This window comes from Rhizobacter sp. Root404 (assembly GCF_001425865.1).
Taxonomy (GTDB): domain Bacteria; phylum Pseudomonadota; class Gammaproteobacteria; order Burkholderiales; family Burkholderiaceae_C; genus LMDS01.
The window spans coordinates 706,649-720,867 of record NZ_LMDS01000001.1; the positions used below are offsets into that span (position 1 = coordinate 706,649).

Genomic DNA, 14,219 nt, shown 5'->3' on the forward strand with positions numbered 1-14,219 from the left:
ACTTCGGAGCACTCGATGTACACCGCCAAAGGCCAGCTCGACCTGAATTCGACCTTGAAGCAGTACAGCGGGCTGGTGCGCCGCCTGGCCCACCAGATGATCGCGAAGCTGCCGGCCAACGTCGAGGTCGACGACCTGATCCAGGTCGGCATGATCGGCCTGGCCGACGCGATGACGCGTTTCGACGCGGCCCAGGGCGTGCAGTTCGAGACCTTCGCGACGCAGCGCATCCGCGGTGCGATGCTCGACGAGCTGCGCGGCAACGACTACCTGTCGCGCGGCACCCGCAAGCAGCAGCGCACGATCGAATCGGCGGTGCACAAGCTCGAGCAGAAGCTCGGCCGCGCGCCGGTCGAGAGCGAGATCGCCCGCGAGATGGGCGTCACGCTGGTCGAGTACCAGGAGTTGCTCGGCAAGGTCCGCGGCACCCAGCTCGTGTACCTGGAAGACATGTCCGGCGACGAGGGCGACAACGACTTCCTCGACCGCCACGTCGGCGACGAGGAGAGCAACCCGCTCGCGCAGTTGCAGGACCACCGCATGCGCGAGGCGCTGGTCGAGGCGATCAAGGTGTTGCCCGAGCGCGAGCAGTACGTGATGAGCATGTACTACGAGCACGACATGAACCTGAAGGAGATCGCGGCCGTGCTGAAGGTCACCGAATCGCGCGTCTGCCAGCTTCACAGCCAGTCGATCGCGCGGTTGCGCGTCAAGTTGCGCGCTTACTGAGATGGGCGTGATGCAGCTGATCAGGCGCCCGCGCGCTGCGGCGATCCCGGTGGACCCGCCGCAGGCCGCCGTCGCGCAGCCCGACCTCGACGCCGCGATCCGCTCGATCAGCCGCCAGGCCTCGACGATCGGACGCGAATCGGCCGAGGTGCGCGGTCTGATCGACGACACCACCAAGGCATCCGAGCGTGGCGTCGTCGCGGTCGCGTCGCTGACCACGCAGGTCAAGGACATCAATGCCGCGCAGGCCGGCATCGGCAGCGTCTCGACGGCCGGCCTGGCCGCGGTGGACCGGGTGCGGGTGGCGGTCGAAGGCGTCGGCAACGAGGTCGGCGCGGTCGTCACGACGCTGCGCGACGTGGCGCGCGCGGCCGAGAGCATCTCGCAGATCGCCTTGCAGACCCGGCTGGTCGCGTTCAACGCGTCGGTCGAGGCCAAGCGTGCCGGCGATGCGGGCCGCGGCTTCGGGGTCGTCGCCGATGCGGTGAAGGACCTGGCCGGCAAGGTCGAGTTCTCGTCGAAGGAGATCATGCGCACGGTCGGCGAGCTCGACAAGCGCATCGCCGCGCTGTCGCGCGAGATCCGCGTCGATCCGAAGCGCGCCGAGCGCGGCGAGTTCCACACCGCGCTGGCCGACGTGCAGGGCGCGGTCGCCAGCATCATCGAGGCGGCAGAACGCAGCCGCGCGATCTGCGGCGGGCTCGACCAGCAGATGGCGTCGATCGCCGCCGAAATGGGCCAGACCGGCCGCTCGCTCGGCGCCGCGATGAAGCGCAGCGAGACTTTTCTCGATGTCTCGGAGCACCTGATCGAGCTGGTCGCCGAATGCGGCATCGAGACCGAGGACACGCCGTTCATCCGCGCCGCCATCGACGCGGCCGCGCGCATTGCCGCGCGTCTCGAGGAGGCGCTGGCCAATGGGCAGATCCGCGCGGCGGCGCTGTTCGACGAGGCCTACCAGATGATCCCGGGCACCAACCCGCCACAGCACACGACCGGCTTCGTCGCGCTGGCCGACCGGCTCTTCCCCGACGTGCAGGAAGGCGTGCTGGCGCTCGACCCGAAGGTCGTGTTCTGCATCGCGGTCGACCGCAACGGCTACGTCGCGACCCACAACCTCAAGTACAACCAGCCGCAGCGCGGCGACCTGGCGTGGGACAGCGCGAACAGCCGCTACCGGCGCATCTTCAACGACCGCACCGGACTCGCCTCGGCGCGCAACGAGCGGCCGTTCCTGCTGCAGACCTACCGCCGCGACATGGGCGGCGGCCAGTTCATCGTGATGAAGGAAGCGGCCGCGCCGATCCGCGTCGCCGGTCGCCACTGGGGCGGCCTTCGCCTCGCCTTCAAGTTCTGATCTTCAGATGAGCGGCGCGAGATGAGCGGCCTGCGCATCGTCTGGCCGCTGCCGGCGCTGCTGAGCTGGGCCAGTGGCTGGGCCGTGTTCGCGCTGCTGCGCGCCGCCGGTGCGCCGCTCGCTGCGGCGATCGCGGCGGGGGTCGGTCTCGGCGCGGCGCTCAGCGTGCTCGGCACGACGCCGTGGCGCCGCGTGTTCATCGCCGCCGGCTTTCCGCTGTCGCTGGCCGCTTCGGGCGTGGCGGGCGCGATGCCGGCCTGGGGCTGGCTGCTGCCGCTGGCGCTGCTCGCGCTGGTCTACCCGCTCAATGCCTGGCGCGATGCGCCGCTGTTCCCGACACCGAGCGATGCGCTCGACGGCCTGGCGCGGCTCGCGCCGCTGAAGCCGGGCGCGCGCGTGCTCGATGCCGGCTGCGGTCTCGGCGATGGCCTGATCGAACTGCGCCGCGAGTACCCGAAGGCCGAGTTGCTCGGGCTGGAATGGAGCTGGCCGCTGCGGGTGCTGTGCGCCTGGCGCTGCCGCGACGCGCGCGTGCGTCGCGCCGACATCTGGGCCGCCGACTGGTCGGCCTGCGACCTGGTCTACGTGTTCCAGCGCCCCGAGAGCATGGACCGCGCCGCCGAGAAGGCGACGCGCGAGCTGCGCCCGGGCGCGTGGCTGGTCAGCCTGGAGTTCGACGCACCGGGCTTCGCGCCGACCAAGGTCATCGAGTGCGCCGACGGCCGGCGCCTGTGGCTCTACCAGGTGCCGTTCCGCGCCCGACCCGCTGCGCTATCGTGAGCGCGCGGCGCCGTGCCGCTGGAGCCTCGTCATGATCATCGTCACCGGAACGCTGCACGCCCGCCCGGACACTGTCGCCGAGCTGCTGGCGCTCAGCCGCGAACACGTCGCGCGCTCGCTCACCGAACCGGGCTGCCTGGAGCATGGCGTCGCGGTCGACGCGACCGAGGTGCCCGTGCGCTGAAGCGTCCGGCGTCGGTCAGGGGCGCGGCGGCGTCGTCGCGATGAACCCGAGCACGTCGTCGAGCACCGGTGCGATCCAGCGCAGCGGCGGCGCGAAGGCGCCGATCAGCGTGGCGTGGGTGGCGCGTTCGTAGAGGCGCAACGTCACCGCGGTGCCGGCCGCCTCGAGCCGCGCTGCAAGGGCGCGCGTGCTGCGGGTCGGGCTGACGAGGCGATCGTTCACCGGCGCGCCCAGGAACGTCGGCAGGCCCTTCATGGTGCCGAACTCGATCGGTTGCGCGTTGGGCGGATAGTTCGGATGGAAGAACACGGGTTGCGCGTCCGGGTTGTCGGTCGGGAAGAAGTCGTACGGGCCGGCCAGGCCGATCCAGCCAGCCAGCGCCTGCGGGCGTTGGCCGGTGGCGGCGAGCCAGCGCGGGTCGAGCGCCAGCATCGCCGCGTTGTAGCCGCCGGCGCTGTGGCCCATCACGAACACGCGCCGCGGGTCGCCACCGAGACGCGCCGCGCTGCGCAGGCCCCAATCGAGCGCGAGCGCGCTGTCGTTCAGGAACTCGGGATACCGCACCTCGGGGTAGAGCCGGTAGTCGGCGACGAGCGTCAGCACGCCGCGGGCGGCGAGCGCCGCGCCGACGAACCGGTAGTCGGCCCGCTCGCCGCTGTTCCACGACCCGCCGTAGAAGAACACGACGACCGGCCAGCCATCGGCGGGCCGGTCGACCGTTGGCGTGTAGATGTCGAGCCGCTGGCGCGGGAGCGCGCCGTAGGGCTGGTCGGCCGCCACCGCGTAGCCGGGACTCGCGCTCGCGACCGCGTTGAGCACCCGCACCGGCGCACAGGCGGCCAGCCCGCCGGCGAGGAGCACCGGCACGAGCACGAGGACACAGAAGGTTTTGATGCAGGTCAAGGGAACGGGGCGCAGTGGCGATCCCGGAGCCTACGCGGCGGGCTGCGGGGTGGATGCAGCCCGCGGCGCGCTTATCCTGTGCGGCCGCGCCTACGCGCCGATCACCGCCTCGCATGCACCACTTCAGCCGCCACATCGAACGCCATCGCACCGACCGGATCGGCTGGTTGCGCGCCGCGGTGCTCGGCGCCAACGACGGGATCGTCTCGACCGCCAGCCTGCTCGCCGGCGTCGCGGCGGCGAACGCGAGCCATGCAACGATCCTGACGACCGGGATCGCGGGCCTGGTGGCCGGGGCGATGTCGATGGCGGCGGGCGAGTACGTCTCGGTCCACTCGCAAGCCGACACCGAGGCGGCCGACCTGGCGCGCGAGCGCCGCGAACTGACCGACGACCCGGCCGGCGAGCATCGCGAGCTGAAGGCGATCTACGTCGGCCGCGGGCTCGATCCCGACCTCGCCGACCGGGTCGCGGAAAGCCTGATGGCCCACGACGCCATCGGTGCCCACTCGCGCGACGAGCTCGGCATCTCGGCGACGCTGCAGGCGCGTCCGGTGCAGGCCGCGCTCGCGTCGGCCGCCAGCTTCGCGGCCGGCGCCGCGCTGCCGCTCGCGGTGGCAGTGGTGGTGCGCGGCAGTGCGTTGCTGCCGTGGCTCAGCGTGATGTCGCTGCTCTTCCTCGCGCTGCTCGGCGCCACCGCCGCGCGGGCAGGCGGCGCCGGGGTGCTCGTCGGTGCCTGGCGCGTGACCTTCTGGGGCGCGCTCGCGATCGGCATCACGGCCGGCGTCGGGGCACTGTTCGGCGCCGTCGTCTGACCGGCGTCGTCCTTCCGTCTTTACTTCCTTCCCTTCACCCGCCTCCGAGCGCCGCTTGCCATGCCGTCCCTTTCGTACGACCGCCGTTCCATCTTCTTCCATTGGCTGACCGCCGGCCTCGTCTTCGCGCTGTGGCTGGCGGGCCAGACCATCGACTGGTTCCCGAAGGGCGATGCCCGCGTCGCCGCCCGCAGCCTGCACATCGTGTTCGGCGCGCTGCTCGCGCTGGTGATTGCGCTGCGGATCGTCTGGCGCCTGTCGCCCGGCGCCGCCCACCCCCCGCCGGCGGGCGCCGGCGCGCTCGACACGGCGGCAGGACTGGCGCACCGCCTGCTCTATCTGCTGCTCGTCGTCACGGTGGCGCTGGGCGTGGCCAACGCCTGGGTCCGGGGCGACAGCGTCTTCGCGCTGTTCACGATCCCCGCGTTCGATCCGGGCAACCGCAACCTGCGGGAGATGGTGGAGGACTGGCACGGCCTCGCGGCGAACGTGCTGCTGGGCCTGGCGCTGTTCCACGCCGCGGCGGCGCTGCTGCATCAGTTCGTGCTGAAGGACGACCTGCTGCGGCGCATGTGGCCGCGGCGCTGACTGCGCGGCGGCCTCAGTCCTGGCGCACGACAGCCACGTGGGCGCGGATTTGCGCGTCGATCGGCCCGGTCCCGAAACGCCGGGTCAGCGCGGCGGCGCAGAACTCGGTCGCCGCGGCCAGCCCCTCGGGTGACCGGGTGGCGATTTCATTGCGCAGCGGCGTGCCCTGGCAGTAGGCGATCGCGGCCGCGAGCGCGGACGGCGCTCGGCTGCGCGCGGACACGATCTCGAACCGCGCGGGCGCGACGAAGCCGGCCTTCGCCAGGTCGGCCGCGAGCGGGGCGTGCTCGTGGTGGCCGTGCGGCGTGCGCGCCATGAAGCGCGGCGGGTCGGCGGGGTAGAGCTCGGCGAGCGCCTGCGTGACCGCGTCGGCGATCTCGTTGGTCTCGATCCGGTCCCAGACGTTGAACAGGAAGCTGCCGCCCGGGCGGAGCACCCGCCGCACCTCGGCAAACGCGCCGGGCCGGTCGGGGAAGAACATCACGCCGAACTGGCAGACCACGGCATCGAAGCCGGCGGCGTCGAACGGCAGCTGCTGCGCATCGGCCGGCTGCCAGTGCACCGCGCGCGCGGTGCCGATCGCCTCGGCCCGCGCCAGCATCGGCGGGTTCAGGTCGGTCGCGACGATGTCGGTCGATGCGGGCAGCGCCCGCGCCAGCGCCCGCGTGACCACGCCGGTGCCGGCCGCGGTCTCGAGCACGCGCGCCGGATTCAGTGCCGCGACCCGCGCCGCCATGTCCACGGCGTACGGCTCGAAGATCAGCGGCACCATCAGGGTGTCGTACAGCTCCGGGATCGAGCCTGCGAAGACCGTGTCGGTCGCGGATCCGTCCATGCCGGGCTCCTTCGTGTGCGCCGCGCGGGCGCCGGAAGTCGAACTATGCCAGCCGCGCCCGGTGTCGCGCCACCTGCGCGCGCACCTGCGCCGGCGCGGTGCCGCCGAGCAGGTTGCGGGCGTTCAGCGAGCCGCGCAGGCTCAGCACCTCGTAGACGTCGTCGGCGATCGTCGGGTTGAACGACCGGAGCGTGTCCAGCGGCAGGTCGGACAGGTCCATGCCGCGCTGGATCGCAAACTTGACCGCATGCGCGACGACCTCGTGCGCGTCGCGGAACGGCAGGCCCTTCTTGACCAGGTAGTCGGCCAGGTCGGTGGCGGTCGCGTAGCCGCGCAGCGCGGCGCGCTCCATCGCCTCCGGCTTCACGGTGATGCCCGCGACCAGCTCGATGAAGATGCGCAGCGTGTCCTTGAGCGTGTCGACCGTGTCGAACAGCGGCTCCTTGTCTTCCTGGTTGTCCTTGTTGTAGGCCAGCGGCTGGCCCTTCATCAGCGTGATCAGCCCCATCAGGTGGCCGACCACGCGGCCGGTCTTGCCGCGCGCGAGTTCGGGCACGTCGGGGTTCTTCTTCTGCGGCATGATCGACGAGCCGGTACAGAAGCGATCGGCCAGGTCGATGAAGCCGAAGTTCTGGCTCATCCACAGCACCAGTTCCTCGCTGAGGCGCGAGAAGTGGATCATGCACAGCGCGGCGGCCGAGGTGAACTCGATCGCGAAGTCGCGGTCGCTCACGGCGTCCAGGCTGTTCTGGCAAACCCCGTCCATGCCGAGCGTCTTCGCGACCCGCTCGCGATCGAGCGGGTAGCTCGTCCCGGCCAGCGCCGCGGCGCCGAGCGGCAGCCGGTTCGTGCGCCTGAAGACATCGCCCATGCGCTCGGCATCGCGCGAGAACATCTCCACGTACGCCAGCAGGTGGTGCCCGAAGCTCACCGGCTGAGCCACCTGCAGGTGCGTGAAGCCGGGCAGGATCACCTCGGCGTTCTTCTCGGCCACCTCGACGAGCGCGCGCTGCAGCTCGTTCAGCAGCCCGCCGATCGCGGTGATCTCGTCGCGCAGCCACAGCCGCACGTCGGTCGCGACCTGGTCGTTGCGCGAGCGGCCGGTGTGCAGGCGCTTGCCGGCGTCGCCGACCAGGCTGGTCAGGCGCGCCTCGATGTTCAGGTGGACGTCTTCCAGGTCGAGCTTCCATTCGAAGCGGCCGGCCTCGATCTCCTGCGTGATCTGCGCCATGCCGCGCTGGATCGCCGCCAGGTCGTCGGCGCCGATGATCTGCTGCGCCGCGAGCATCTCGGCGTGCGCGAGCGAGCCGGTGATGTCCGCCTTCCACAGCCGCTGGTCGAAGCCGACGCTGGCGGTGTAGCGCTTGACGAGGTCGCTCATCGGTTCGGAGAACAGCGCCGACCAGGCCTGGGATTTTTTGTCGAGTTGGTTGGAGGACATGCGTGCGGCGCTGGACAATGCGGGTCAGCCGGATTCTATCGAGGCCCCTCCTTGATTCGTCGCTCGTTCCCGCCCGACACCCCCGCGCCCGTGGCTTCGCGGCCCGGCGAACTGCGCACCTCCGGCTTCGGCACCACCTTGTTCGACGCGCTCGCGCCGCCCCCGGCCCCGGCCGCGCCGACATCCGATTCGGTCTTCGATGTGTGCCACGTCGGCGTCGTGCTGCGGGCCTTGCTGTTCGTGCACGGCGTGCTCGCGATCGGCGCGCTGTTCGTCGCGCCGACCTGGGCCAGCTGGCTGGTCGCGTTCGCGACCGGCTCGAGCGCGGCGCTGCCGGCGGTGCTGGTCTGGCTGCTCGTGGCCTGCGCCGCGCGTCGGCCCTTCGGCGCATTGCCGGTGGCCGGGCAGTGGGCGGTGGCGATCGGCCTGGGCGCACTCAGCGGCGCGGCGGGCTCGGTGTTCGTCTGGCTCGCGGCCGGCGACCCGGCGGGCGTGCCGGCCTGGCTGGCGCCGGCGCTGGCCGGTGCCGCGCTCGCTGCGGTCGTGTTCCAGTGGCTGCAGCTGCGTGCCGAGGCGCTGCTGCCGGCCGACACGACGGCGCGGCTCGCGGAACTGCAGTCGCGCATCCGGCCGCATTTCCTGTTCAACACGCTCAACACCGCGCTGGCGCTGGTGCGCCACGACCCGGCCCGCGCCGAGGCGGTGCTCGAGGACCTGGCCGAGCTGTTCCGCGTCGCGATCACCGAGAACGCCGAGTCGGTGTCGCTGGCCGAGGAGGTCGAGCTCGCGCAGCGCTACCTGGCGATCGAGCAGGTGCGCTTCGGCGACCGGCTGATCGTGACCTGGGAACTCGATCCCGACGCCGGCCACGCCCGCGTGCCGCCGCTGCTGCTGCAGCCGCTGGTCGAGAACGCGGTGCGGCACGGCGTCGAGCCGGCCGACGGCGGCGGCGTGATCCGGGTGCGCACGCGGGTCAAGCTCGGGCGCGCGCTGATCTCGATCGTCAACAGCGTGCCGCCGAACGGCTCCGAACCCGGCCACGGCATCGCGCTGCGCAACGTGCGCGACCGGCTGCGCCTGATGCACGACGTCGCGGCCCAGTTCGAGACGCGGCGCGATGCCGACGTGTTCCGCGTCCAGATCGTGGTGCCCTTGTGAGCGCGGCCGCTTCCGTCCTTCGCGTGCTGCTGGTCGACGACGAGGAACTGGCGCGCCTGCGCCTGCGCGGCCTGGTGCACGACTGCGTCGAGCCGAAGGCCAGCGTCGTCGGCGAGGCCGCGAATGCGCTGCAGGCGCTGGCCTGGCTGGCCGGGCACGCGTGCGACGCGGTGCTGCTCGACGTGCAGATGCCCGGGCGCGACGGCACGCAACTCGCCGCCGAGCTCAAGCGGCTCGCCAATGCGCCGGCGGTGGTGTTCGTCACCGCGCATGCGCAGCACGCGCTGCAGGCCTTCGATCTGGAGGCCGTCGACTACCTGACCAAGCCGGTGCGCCGCGAACGCCTGCACGCGGCGCTGCAGCGGGTCGCGCAGCGGCGCGCGCTGCGGCAGGCGAGCCCGTTGCCGGTTGCGGCTGCCGACGAGGCGCCGGCCATCATGGTCACCGACCGCGGCCGCGTGCTGCGCGTGCCGCTGGCCGAGGTGTTGTATTTCAAGGCCGAGCTGAAGTACGTGACGCTGCGCACCGCCGACCACACCTACGTGCTCGACGAGGCGCTGAGCGACCTCGAACAGCGCCTGGGCGACGGCTTCCTGCGCGTGCACCGCAATGCGCTGGTCGCGCGCAACGCGGTCCGGGCGCTGGAGCGCCGCACGCTGGCCGGCGAACGTGACGACGACAGCGGCGAGGGCTGGGCCGTGCGCATGGCGCCGGTCGACGAATGGCTTGCGGTGTCGCGCCGTCAGGTCGCGGCGGTGCGCGACGCGCTGGTGGCCCTGGGGCGTTGAGATGGTCGTCGACCTGCCGCGGCGCTGGCGCTGGACGATCGTCGGCGCGTGCGCGGTGGTGGTGGCGCTCGGGCTGGTCTTCGTCGGCCTGACGCGGTTGGAGGCCGGTGCCGCGAGTGCTGAGACGCCGGCGATCGCACGGGCCGCGGCGGTCGCACCGCCGATCGCGGTGGCCCGCCCCGAGCCGCCCGAGCCGGCCGCGTCCGCCGCCGAGCGGCACGCGAGCGACGAAGTCCAGGTCTGCGGCGGCGCCTGGGTGCGGACCGAGCCCGACGGCTCGTTCGACCGGGCCGAGTTCGATCGCGCGACCGGGCTGCCGCGACAGCGCGAGCGCGTGCTGGCGGCGCTGCGTTCCAGCCCGAGCGAACTGGCGCGCGCCGCGGCGCTGTTGCTGGCCGGGGCCGACACCGCGGAGCCGGCGGCGCGGCCGGCACGCGTGGCCGATCCGCTCGCGCGGATCGCGCTGGCCTCGACCGACCCGCGCGTCTATGCCCTCGCGTTCAAGGCCTGCGGTGGACTGCGCGAGCGCGGCGAAGGCGCCTGCCGGATGCTGAGCGCCGAGCAGTGGGCGCGCCTGGACCCGGACAATGCCGCCCCGTGGCGCTTCATCCACGCCGCCGGGTCGGCCCGCGGCGATGTGGCGGCGCAGGAGGAGGCGCTGTTCCGACTGGCGCGCGCGCGCCGCAGCGCGAGCGGCTTCTTCGACGTGGCGGGCGCCGTGCTGGCCGTCACGCCGGACGACGAGGCCGCGCTGCTGGCGGCGTCGACGCTGGTGACCGAGGCCATCGGCATCGAGGCGGCGGTGGCGCTGCCTTCGATGCAGCCGCTGGTGCAGGCCTGCCGGGGCCCTGCGTTGCGCGATCCGAACCGGGCCCAGACCTGCAGGCTGCTCGCCGAGGCGCTGACCGAGCGCGCCGACACGCTGCTCGACCGCATGATCGGCGTCGCGGTCGGCCGGGAGATCGGCTGGTCGGTGCAGCGCACCGACCGGATGCGGGGCGAGTACACGGCCTACCTGGCCTCGCTGGCGGACTCGGGCGTGCCCGAGCGCAGCGCTGAATCGCTGGGGTGCGCCCGCATCCGCCGCGATCTCGATCGCCTGCGTCGGACCGCTGCGCTCGGCGAAGTGGGTGCGATGCGCGAGTGGGTGACGGCGTCGGGCAAACCGGCCTGGGTGGACCCGGTCCGCTAGGGCCGCTCGATGAACAACGCCGCGCACAGCGCGACGCCCACGAGGTACATCAGCCAGGTCCGCGAGACTGCGTACGGGTACAGCATCAGCGCCACGCCGATCCACACCTTCAGCGGCTGCGCGTTCTTCCGCCCGTAACGGAACGCGCCGAGCCCGACCAGCCCGAACACGATCGCGCCGAAGATGTAGGCCGGGCTCGGCAGCGTGAGCCCGAGCGCCTGCAACTGGTTGAGTTCGTCCATCGCTGCCGATGGTACTCAGGTCGCGGCGGCGGCCGACAGGTGCTCGACCAGCCGGCGCGCCGCCGCCTGCAACGCGTCGAAGCGGCGGTAGCAGACCACGAACTGGCGGTCGGCCCACGCGTCGCGCAGCGCCACGACGCGGATCCCGAGCCCGGCCGCGTTCGCTGCCACCTGCGCGGGGATCACGCTGACGCCGAGGCCGGCCGCGACGACGCGCAGCGCGGCGTCGAAGTTCGAGACGATCACCCGGTAGCGCACCGTGTGGCCGCTGCGCGCCGCGGAGCGCCGCAGCATCGTGTGCACCGCGGTCGATGGCGCGAGGCCGACATGGTCGTGGTCGAGGGTCTGCTCGAAGCGCAGCGCGCGGTGTGTCGCCAGCGGGTGATCGGCCGGCACGGCCAGCGCGAGCCGGTCGCGCCGGTAGGGGCGTTGCTCGAGGCCATCGAGCGGGGTGTGGTCCCAGCAGACGCCGAGCGCCGCGCTGCCGTCGCGCAGTTCGCGCACCAGGTCGGTCGAGATGCGCTCCTCGATGTCGACCTGGATGTCGCGGTTCGACGGCACGCGCATGAACGCGGCGAGGTCGTCGAGCAGCGATTCCGCGATCGCCGAGGCCGAGGCCAGCAGCCGCACCTGGCCGCGACCGGCGACGCCGAGCGCGGCGACGTCGCGCTCGATCCGGTCGACGCTGAACAGGATGCTGCGCGCATGTTCGAGCAGCGCCGCGCCGGCCGGCGTGACCTCGACGCCGCGGCGATGCCGCGCCAGCACCGGCGTGCCGAGCGTCGCTTCGAGCTGGGCGATGCGCTTGCTGATCGCCGACGGCTCGATGTGTTCCTGCTCGGCGGCGCGCGCGATGCTGCGCAGGTCGCTGACGGCGACCAGCAGGCGCAGGGTCTTGAGATCGAGGTCGGGCATGGGGCGTACAGACATTCCGGTTCGGAAGCATAGCCGTTCCGAATTACCACTGGTGGTTCCCGTCGGAATGTCTACAGTCGCGGGCAACGATCGATCCCGCCGCACCGGCGCCGACCGGCGCGCACGCCAGGAGATTCTCGAATGACCCGCTTTCCCCGCACCGCGATCGTCCGCGAAGTCGGCCTGCGCGATGGCCTGCAAAGCATCGCGACGATCATGCCCACCGCCCGCAAGCTGGAGTGGATCCGGCGCGCGCATGCGGCGGGCCAGCGCGAGATCGAGGTCGGCTCGTTCGTGCCCGCGCGCCTGCTGCCGCAGCTGGCCGACACCGCCGAGCTGCTCGCGTATGCGAAGACGCTGCCGGGCCTGGTCGCGTCCGTCCTGGTGCCGAACCTGAAGGGCGCCGAGCGCGCGATCGCCGAAGGCGCCGACTGGATGCTGGTGCCGCTGTCGGCGAGCCGCGCGCACAGCCTGGCGAACCTGCGCAAGACGCCGGACGAGGTCGTCGCCGAGGTGGCGAGGATGCGCGCGGCGCGCGACGCTGCCGGCTCGCGCACCCGCATCGAGGGCGGCGTCGGCACGGCGTTCGGCTGCACGCTGCAGGGCCGGGTCGAGCCCGACGAGGTGCTGCGCCTGATGCAGGCACTGCTCGACGCCGGCGCCGACCGCGTCAGTCTGGCCGACACCGTCGGCTATGCCGATCCGCGCAGCGTGCGCGAACTGTTCGAGCGCGCCCGCGCGTTGGCCGGCGAACGCTTTGCCTGCGGCCACTTCCACGACACGCGGGGGCTCGCGCTGGCCAACGTGGCGGCGGCGCTCGAGGTCGGCGTGAACCGCTTCGACGCGTCGCTCGCCGGCATCGGCGGCTGCCCGCATGCGCCGGGCGCGAGCGGCAACGTCGCGACCGAGGACCTGGCCTTCACGCTGGAAGCGATGGGCTGCGCGACCCACCTGCAGATCGAGCGGCTGCTCGACCTGCGCGCCGATGTGGCGGGCTGGCTCGACGGCGAGGCGACCCACGGCACGCTGTGGCGCGCCGGGCTGCCCAAGACCTTCGCGGGGCGCGCGACGTCCGCCGAAGCGGCGCCGGCAGCATCCCCCGCGCCGGCCGAACGCCCGCTGCCGCTGGCCGGCGTGCGCGTCGTCGAGTTCACGCACATGGTGATGGGACCGACCTGCGGGATGATCCTGGCCGACCTCGGCGCCGAGGTCATCAAGGTCGAGCCGCCGGGCGGCGACAAGACGCGCCAGCTGCCGGGCCTGGGCATCGGCTTCTTCCGCAGCTTCAACCGCAACAAGAAGAGCGTGGTTCTCGACATCGCGACGCCGGAAGGGCACGCCGCGGCGGTCGAGCTGATCGGCGCCAGCGACGTGCTGATCGAGAACTTCCGCCCCGGCCTGATGACCGCGCTGGGGCTGGACCACGCCGGCCTGGCGCCGCGCTTTCCGCGCCTCATCGTCGCCTCGCACAAGGGCTTCCTGCCGGGGCCGTACGAGCACCGCCTCGCGCTCGACGAGGTCGTGCAGATGATGGGCGGGCTGTCGTACATGACCGGGCCGCCCGGGCGGCCGCTGCGCGCCGGCACCAGCGTCAACGACATCATGGGCGGCATGTTCGGCGCGATCGGCGTGCTCGCCGCGCTGCGTGAGCGCGAACTCACCGGTCGCGGCCAGGAGGTGCAGAGCGCGCTGTTCGAGAACTGCGTGTTCCTGTCCGCGCAGCACATGCAGCAGTTCTCGATGACCGGCGAGCCGCCGCCGCCGATGCCGGCGCGCGTCTCGGCCTGGAGCGTCTACGACGTGTTCACGCTGGCCGGCGGCGCGCAGCTCTTCGTCGGCGCGGTCAGCGACAAGCAGTTCCTGACGCTGTGCCGCGTGATCGAGCGGCCGGACCTGGCCGAGGACCCGGCGCTGGCCACCAACGCCCAGCGTGTCGCGGTGCGGCCCGAGTTGCTGCGCCGCCTCGGCGAGACGCTGCAGCAGTGGGACATCGCGGACCTGTCGGCGCGCCTCGAAGCAGCCGGCCTGCCGTATGCACCGATCGTCCGGCCCGAGCAGCTGCTCGACGATCCGCACCTGCGCGCCAGCGGCGGCCTCGTGCCGATGGACACCGGCGACGGCGGCAGCACCGACGTCGTGCTGCTGCCGCTGTTGATGGGCGGGCGCCGCCCGGCGGTGCGCCAACCGCTCGCGCGCATCGGCGAGCACACCGACGAGGTGCTCGCGCGCTTCGCGCCGGCCGACGCGCACGCCTCGACCCCTTCTTGACCCACAACGAAGCGGCGCCGCCGC

15 protein-coding genes and 1 pseudogene are annotated in these 14,219 nt (G+C 72.6%); 11 read left to right on the forward strand and 5 right to left on the reverse strand.

Annotated elements, in window-relative coordinates; translation table 11 throughout:
* Nucleotides 1-15: 15 nt before the first annotated feature.
* From ASC76_RS03140 to ASC76_RS25030, 4 genes are read left to right on the forward strand one after another with little or no spacing between them, the layout of a single operon-like run.
* The gene (locus ASC76_RS03140; RefSeq protein WP_056463126.1) at nt 16-729 is read left to right on the forward strand and encodes an RNA polymerase sigma factor FliA; all 714 of its coding nucleotides are present in this window, start codon (nt 16-18) and stop codon (nt 727-729) included.
* A gap of 10 nt (nt 730-739) precedes the next feature.
* Entirely contained in the window at nt 740-2,086 is a 1,347-nt protein-coding gene (locus ASC76_RS03145) for a methyl-accepting chemotaxis protein (protein ID WP_235580321.1), read from the forward strand.
* 21 nt (nt 2,087-2,107) lie between these two features.
* Nucleotides 2,108-2,866, forward strand: a complete 759-nt coding sequence (locus tag ASC76_RS03150; RefSeq protein ID WP_056462208.1) for a class I SAM-dependent methyltransferase — start codon at nt 2,108-2,110, stop codon at nt 2,864-2,866.
* A gap of 31 nt (nt 2,867-2,897) precedes the next feature.
* Nucleotides 2,898-3,050 carry a putative quinol monooxygenase gene (locus ASC76_RS25030; protein ID WP_157615238.1) on the forward strand — a complete coding sequence of 51 codons (153 nt, stop codon included), beginning with the start codon at nt 2,898-2,900 and terminating at the stop codon, nt 3,048-3,050.
* A gap of 15 nt (nt 3,051-3,065) precedes the next feature.
* Here the strand turns inward: ASC76_RS25030 and ASC76_RS03155 are convergent, their stop codons facing one another.
* Nucleotides 3,066-3,953 carry an alpha/beta hydrolase gene (locus tag ASC76_RS03155; protein ID WP_235580322.1) on the reverse strand — a complete coding sequence of 296 codons (888 nt, stop codon included), beginning with the start codon at nt 3,951-3,953 and terminating at the stop codon, nt 3,066-3,068.
* Nucleotides 3,954-4,066: 113 nt separating this feature from the next.
* Between ASC76_RS03155 and ASC76_RS03160 the strand changes: the two genes are divergently transcribed.
* Both ASC76_RS03160 and ASC76_RS03165 read left to right on the forward strand, forming a co-directional pair.
* A complete protein-coding gene (locus ASC76_RS03160) occupies nt 4,067-4,768 on the forward strand; it encodes a VIT family protein (protein ID WP_056462211.1) in 702 nt (233 codons plus the stop codon).
* A gap of 60 nt (nt 4,769-4,828) precedes the next feature.
* A complete protein-coding gene (locus ASC76_RS03165; protein WP_056462217.1) occupies nt 4,829-5,356 on the forward strand; it encodes a cytochrome b in 528 nt (175 codons plus the stop codon).
* A 13-nt stretch (nt 5,357-5,369) separates the two neighbouring features.
* On the opposite strand, the gene ASC76_RS03170 is transcribed toward ASC76_RS03165, so the two are convergent.
* Both ASC76_RS03170 and argH read right to left on the reverse strand, forming a co-directional pair.
* Nucleotides 5,370-6,191, reverse strand: a complete 822-nt coding sequence (locus ASC76_RS03170; protein WP_056462219.1) for a class I SAM-dependent methyltransferase — start codon at nt 6,189-6,191, stop codon at nt 5,370-5,372.
* Between the two features lie 43 nt (nt 6,192-6,234).
* Nucleotides 6,235-7,632, reverse strand: a complete 1,398-nt coding sequence (gene argH, locus ASC76_RS03175) for an argininosuccinate lyase (protein ID WP_056462223.1) — start codon at nt 7,630-7,632, stop codon at nt 6,235-6,237.
* A gap of 90 nt (nt 7,633-7,722) precedes the next feature.
* Between argH and ASC76_RS26015 the strand changes: the two genes are divergently transcribed.
* The 3 genes from ASC76_RS26015 to ASC76_RS03190 are packed head-to-tail and all read left to right on the forward strand — an operon-like array spanning nt 7,723 to nt 10,770.
* Nucleotides 7,723-8,790, forward strand: coding sequence for a sensor histidine kinase (locus ASC76_RS26015; protein ID WP_235580323.1), 1,068 nt, complete (start codon nt 7,723-7,725; stop codon nt 8,788-8,790).
* Nucleotides 8,787-9,578: a LytTR family DNA-binding domain-containing protein gene (locus ASC76_RS26020; RefSeq protein ID WP_056462225.1), complete on the forward strand. Its 792-nt coding sequence runs from the start codon at nt 8,787-8,789 to the stop codon at nt 9,576-9,578. Before ASC76_RS26015 ends, ASC76_RS26020 begins: the two co-directional genes overlap by 4 nt.
* A 1-nt stretch (nt 9,579) precedes the next feature.
* A complete protein-coding gene (locus ASC76_RS03190) occupies nt 9,580-10,770 on the forward strand; it encodes a hypothetical protein (protein ID WP_056462228.1) in 1,191 nt (396 codons plus the stop codon).
* Here ASC76_RS03190 and ASC76_RS03195 read toward each other — a convergent pair.
* Nucleotides 10,767-11,012: a hypothetical protein gene (locus ASC76_RS03195; protein WP_056462231.1), complete on the reverse strand. Its 246-nt coding sequence runs from the start codon at nt 11,010-11,012 to the stop codon at nt 10,767-10,769. The two genes, ASC76_RS03190 and ASC76_RS03195, sit on opposite strands and share 4 nt — an antisense overlap.
* Before the next feature lie 15 nt (nt 11,013-11,027).
* Nucleotides 11,028-11,927 carry a LysR family transcriptional regulator gene (locus tag ASC76_RS03200; RefSeq protein WP_056462234.1) on the reverse strand — a complete coding sequence of 300 codons (900 nt, stop codon included), beginning with the start codon at nt 11,925-11,927 and terminating at the stop codon, nt 11,028-11,030.
* A gap of 141 nt (nt 11,928-12,068) precedes the next feature.
* On the opposite strand from ASC76_RS03200, the pseudogene ASC76_RS25830 reads away from it, so the two are divergent.
* A pseudogene (locus ASC76_RS25830) lies at nt 12,069-13,013 on the forward strand (hydroxymethylglutaryl-CoA lyase); the annotation flags it as partial.
* Between the two features lie 72 nt (nt 13,014-13,085).
* Nucleotides 13,086-14,195 (forward strand): CaiB/BaiF CoA-transferase family protein, encoded by a 1,110-nt coding sequence (locus tag ASC76_RS25835; RefSeq protein WP_056463138.1) that lies wholly within the window; start codon nt 13,086-13,088, stop codon nt 14,193-14,195.
* The last annotated feature ends 24 nt before the right edge of the window (nt 14,196-14,219 follow it).

Bases quoted from the DNA above. Each gene is read 5' to 3' on its own strand.
- ASC76_RS03145 (WP_235580321.1), top strand. From the start codon at position 740: ATGCAGCTGATCAGGCGCCCGCGCGCTGCGGCGATCCCGGTGGACCCG.
- ASC76_RS03190 (WP_056462228.1), top strand. From the start codon at position 9,580: ATGGTCGTCGACCTGCCGCGGCGCTGGCGCTGGACGATCGTCGGCGCG.
- ASC76_RS03165 (WP_056462217.1), top strand. From the start codon at position 4,829: ATGCCGTCCCTTTCGTACGACCGCCGTTCCATCTTCTTCCATTGGCTG.
- ASC76_RS25030 (WP_157615238.1), top strand. From the start codon at position 2,898: ATGATCATCGTCACCGGAACGCTGCACGCCCGCCCGGACACTGTCGCC.
- argH (WP_056462223.1), bottom strand. From the start codon at position 7,632: ATGTCCTCCAACCAACTCGACAAAAAATCCCAGGCCTGGTCGGCGCTG.
- ASC76_RS03200 (WP_056462234.1), bottom strand. From the start codon at position 11,927: ATGCCCGACCTCGATCTCAAGACCCTGCGCCTGCTGGTCGCCGTCAGC.
- ASC76_RS03170 (WP_056462219.1), bottom strand. From the start codon at position 6,191: ATGGACGGATCCGCGACCGACACGGTCTTCGCAGGCTCGATCCCGGAG.
- ASC76_RS03195 (WP_056462231.1), bottom strand. From the start codon at position 11,012: ATGGACGAACTCAACCAGTTGCAGGCGCTCGGGCTCACGCTGCCGAGC.
- ASC76_RS03140 (WP_056463126.1), top strand. From the start codon at position 16: ATGTACACCGCCAAAGGCCAGCTCGACCTGAATTCGACCTTGAAGCAG.
- ASC76_RS03150 (WP_056462208.1), top strand. From the start codon at position 2,108: ATGAGCGGCCTGCGCATCGTCTGGCCGCTGCCGGCGCTGCTGAGCTGG.
- ASC76_RS25835 (WP_056463138.1), top strand. From the start codon at position 13,086: ATGGTGATGGGACCGACCTGCGGGATGATCCTGGCCGACCTCGGCGCC.
- ASC76_RS03160 (WP_056462211.1), top strand. From the start codon at position 4,067: ATGCACCACTTCAGCCGCCACATCGAACGCCATCGCACCGACCGGATC.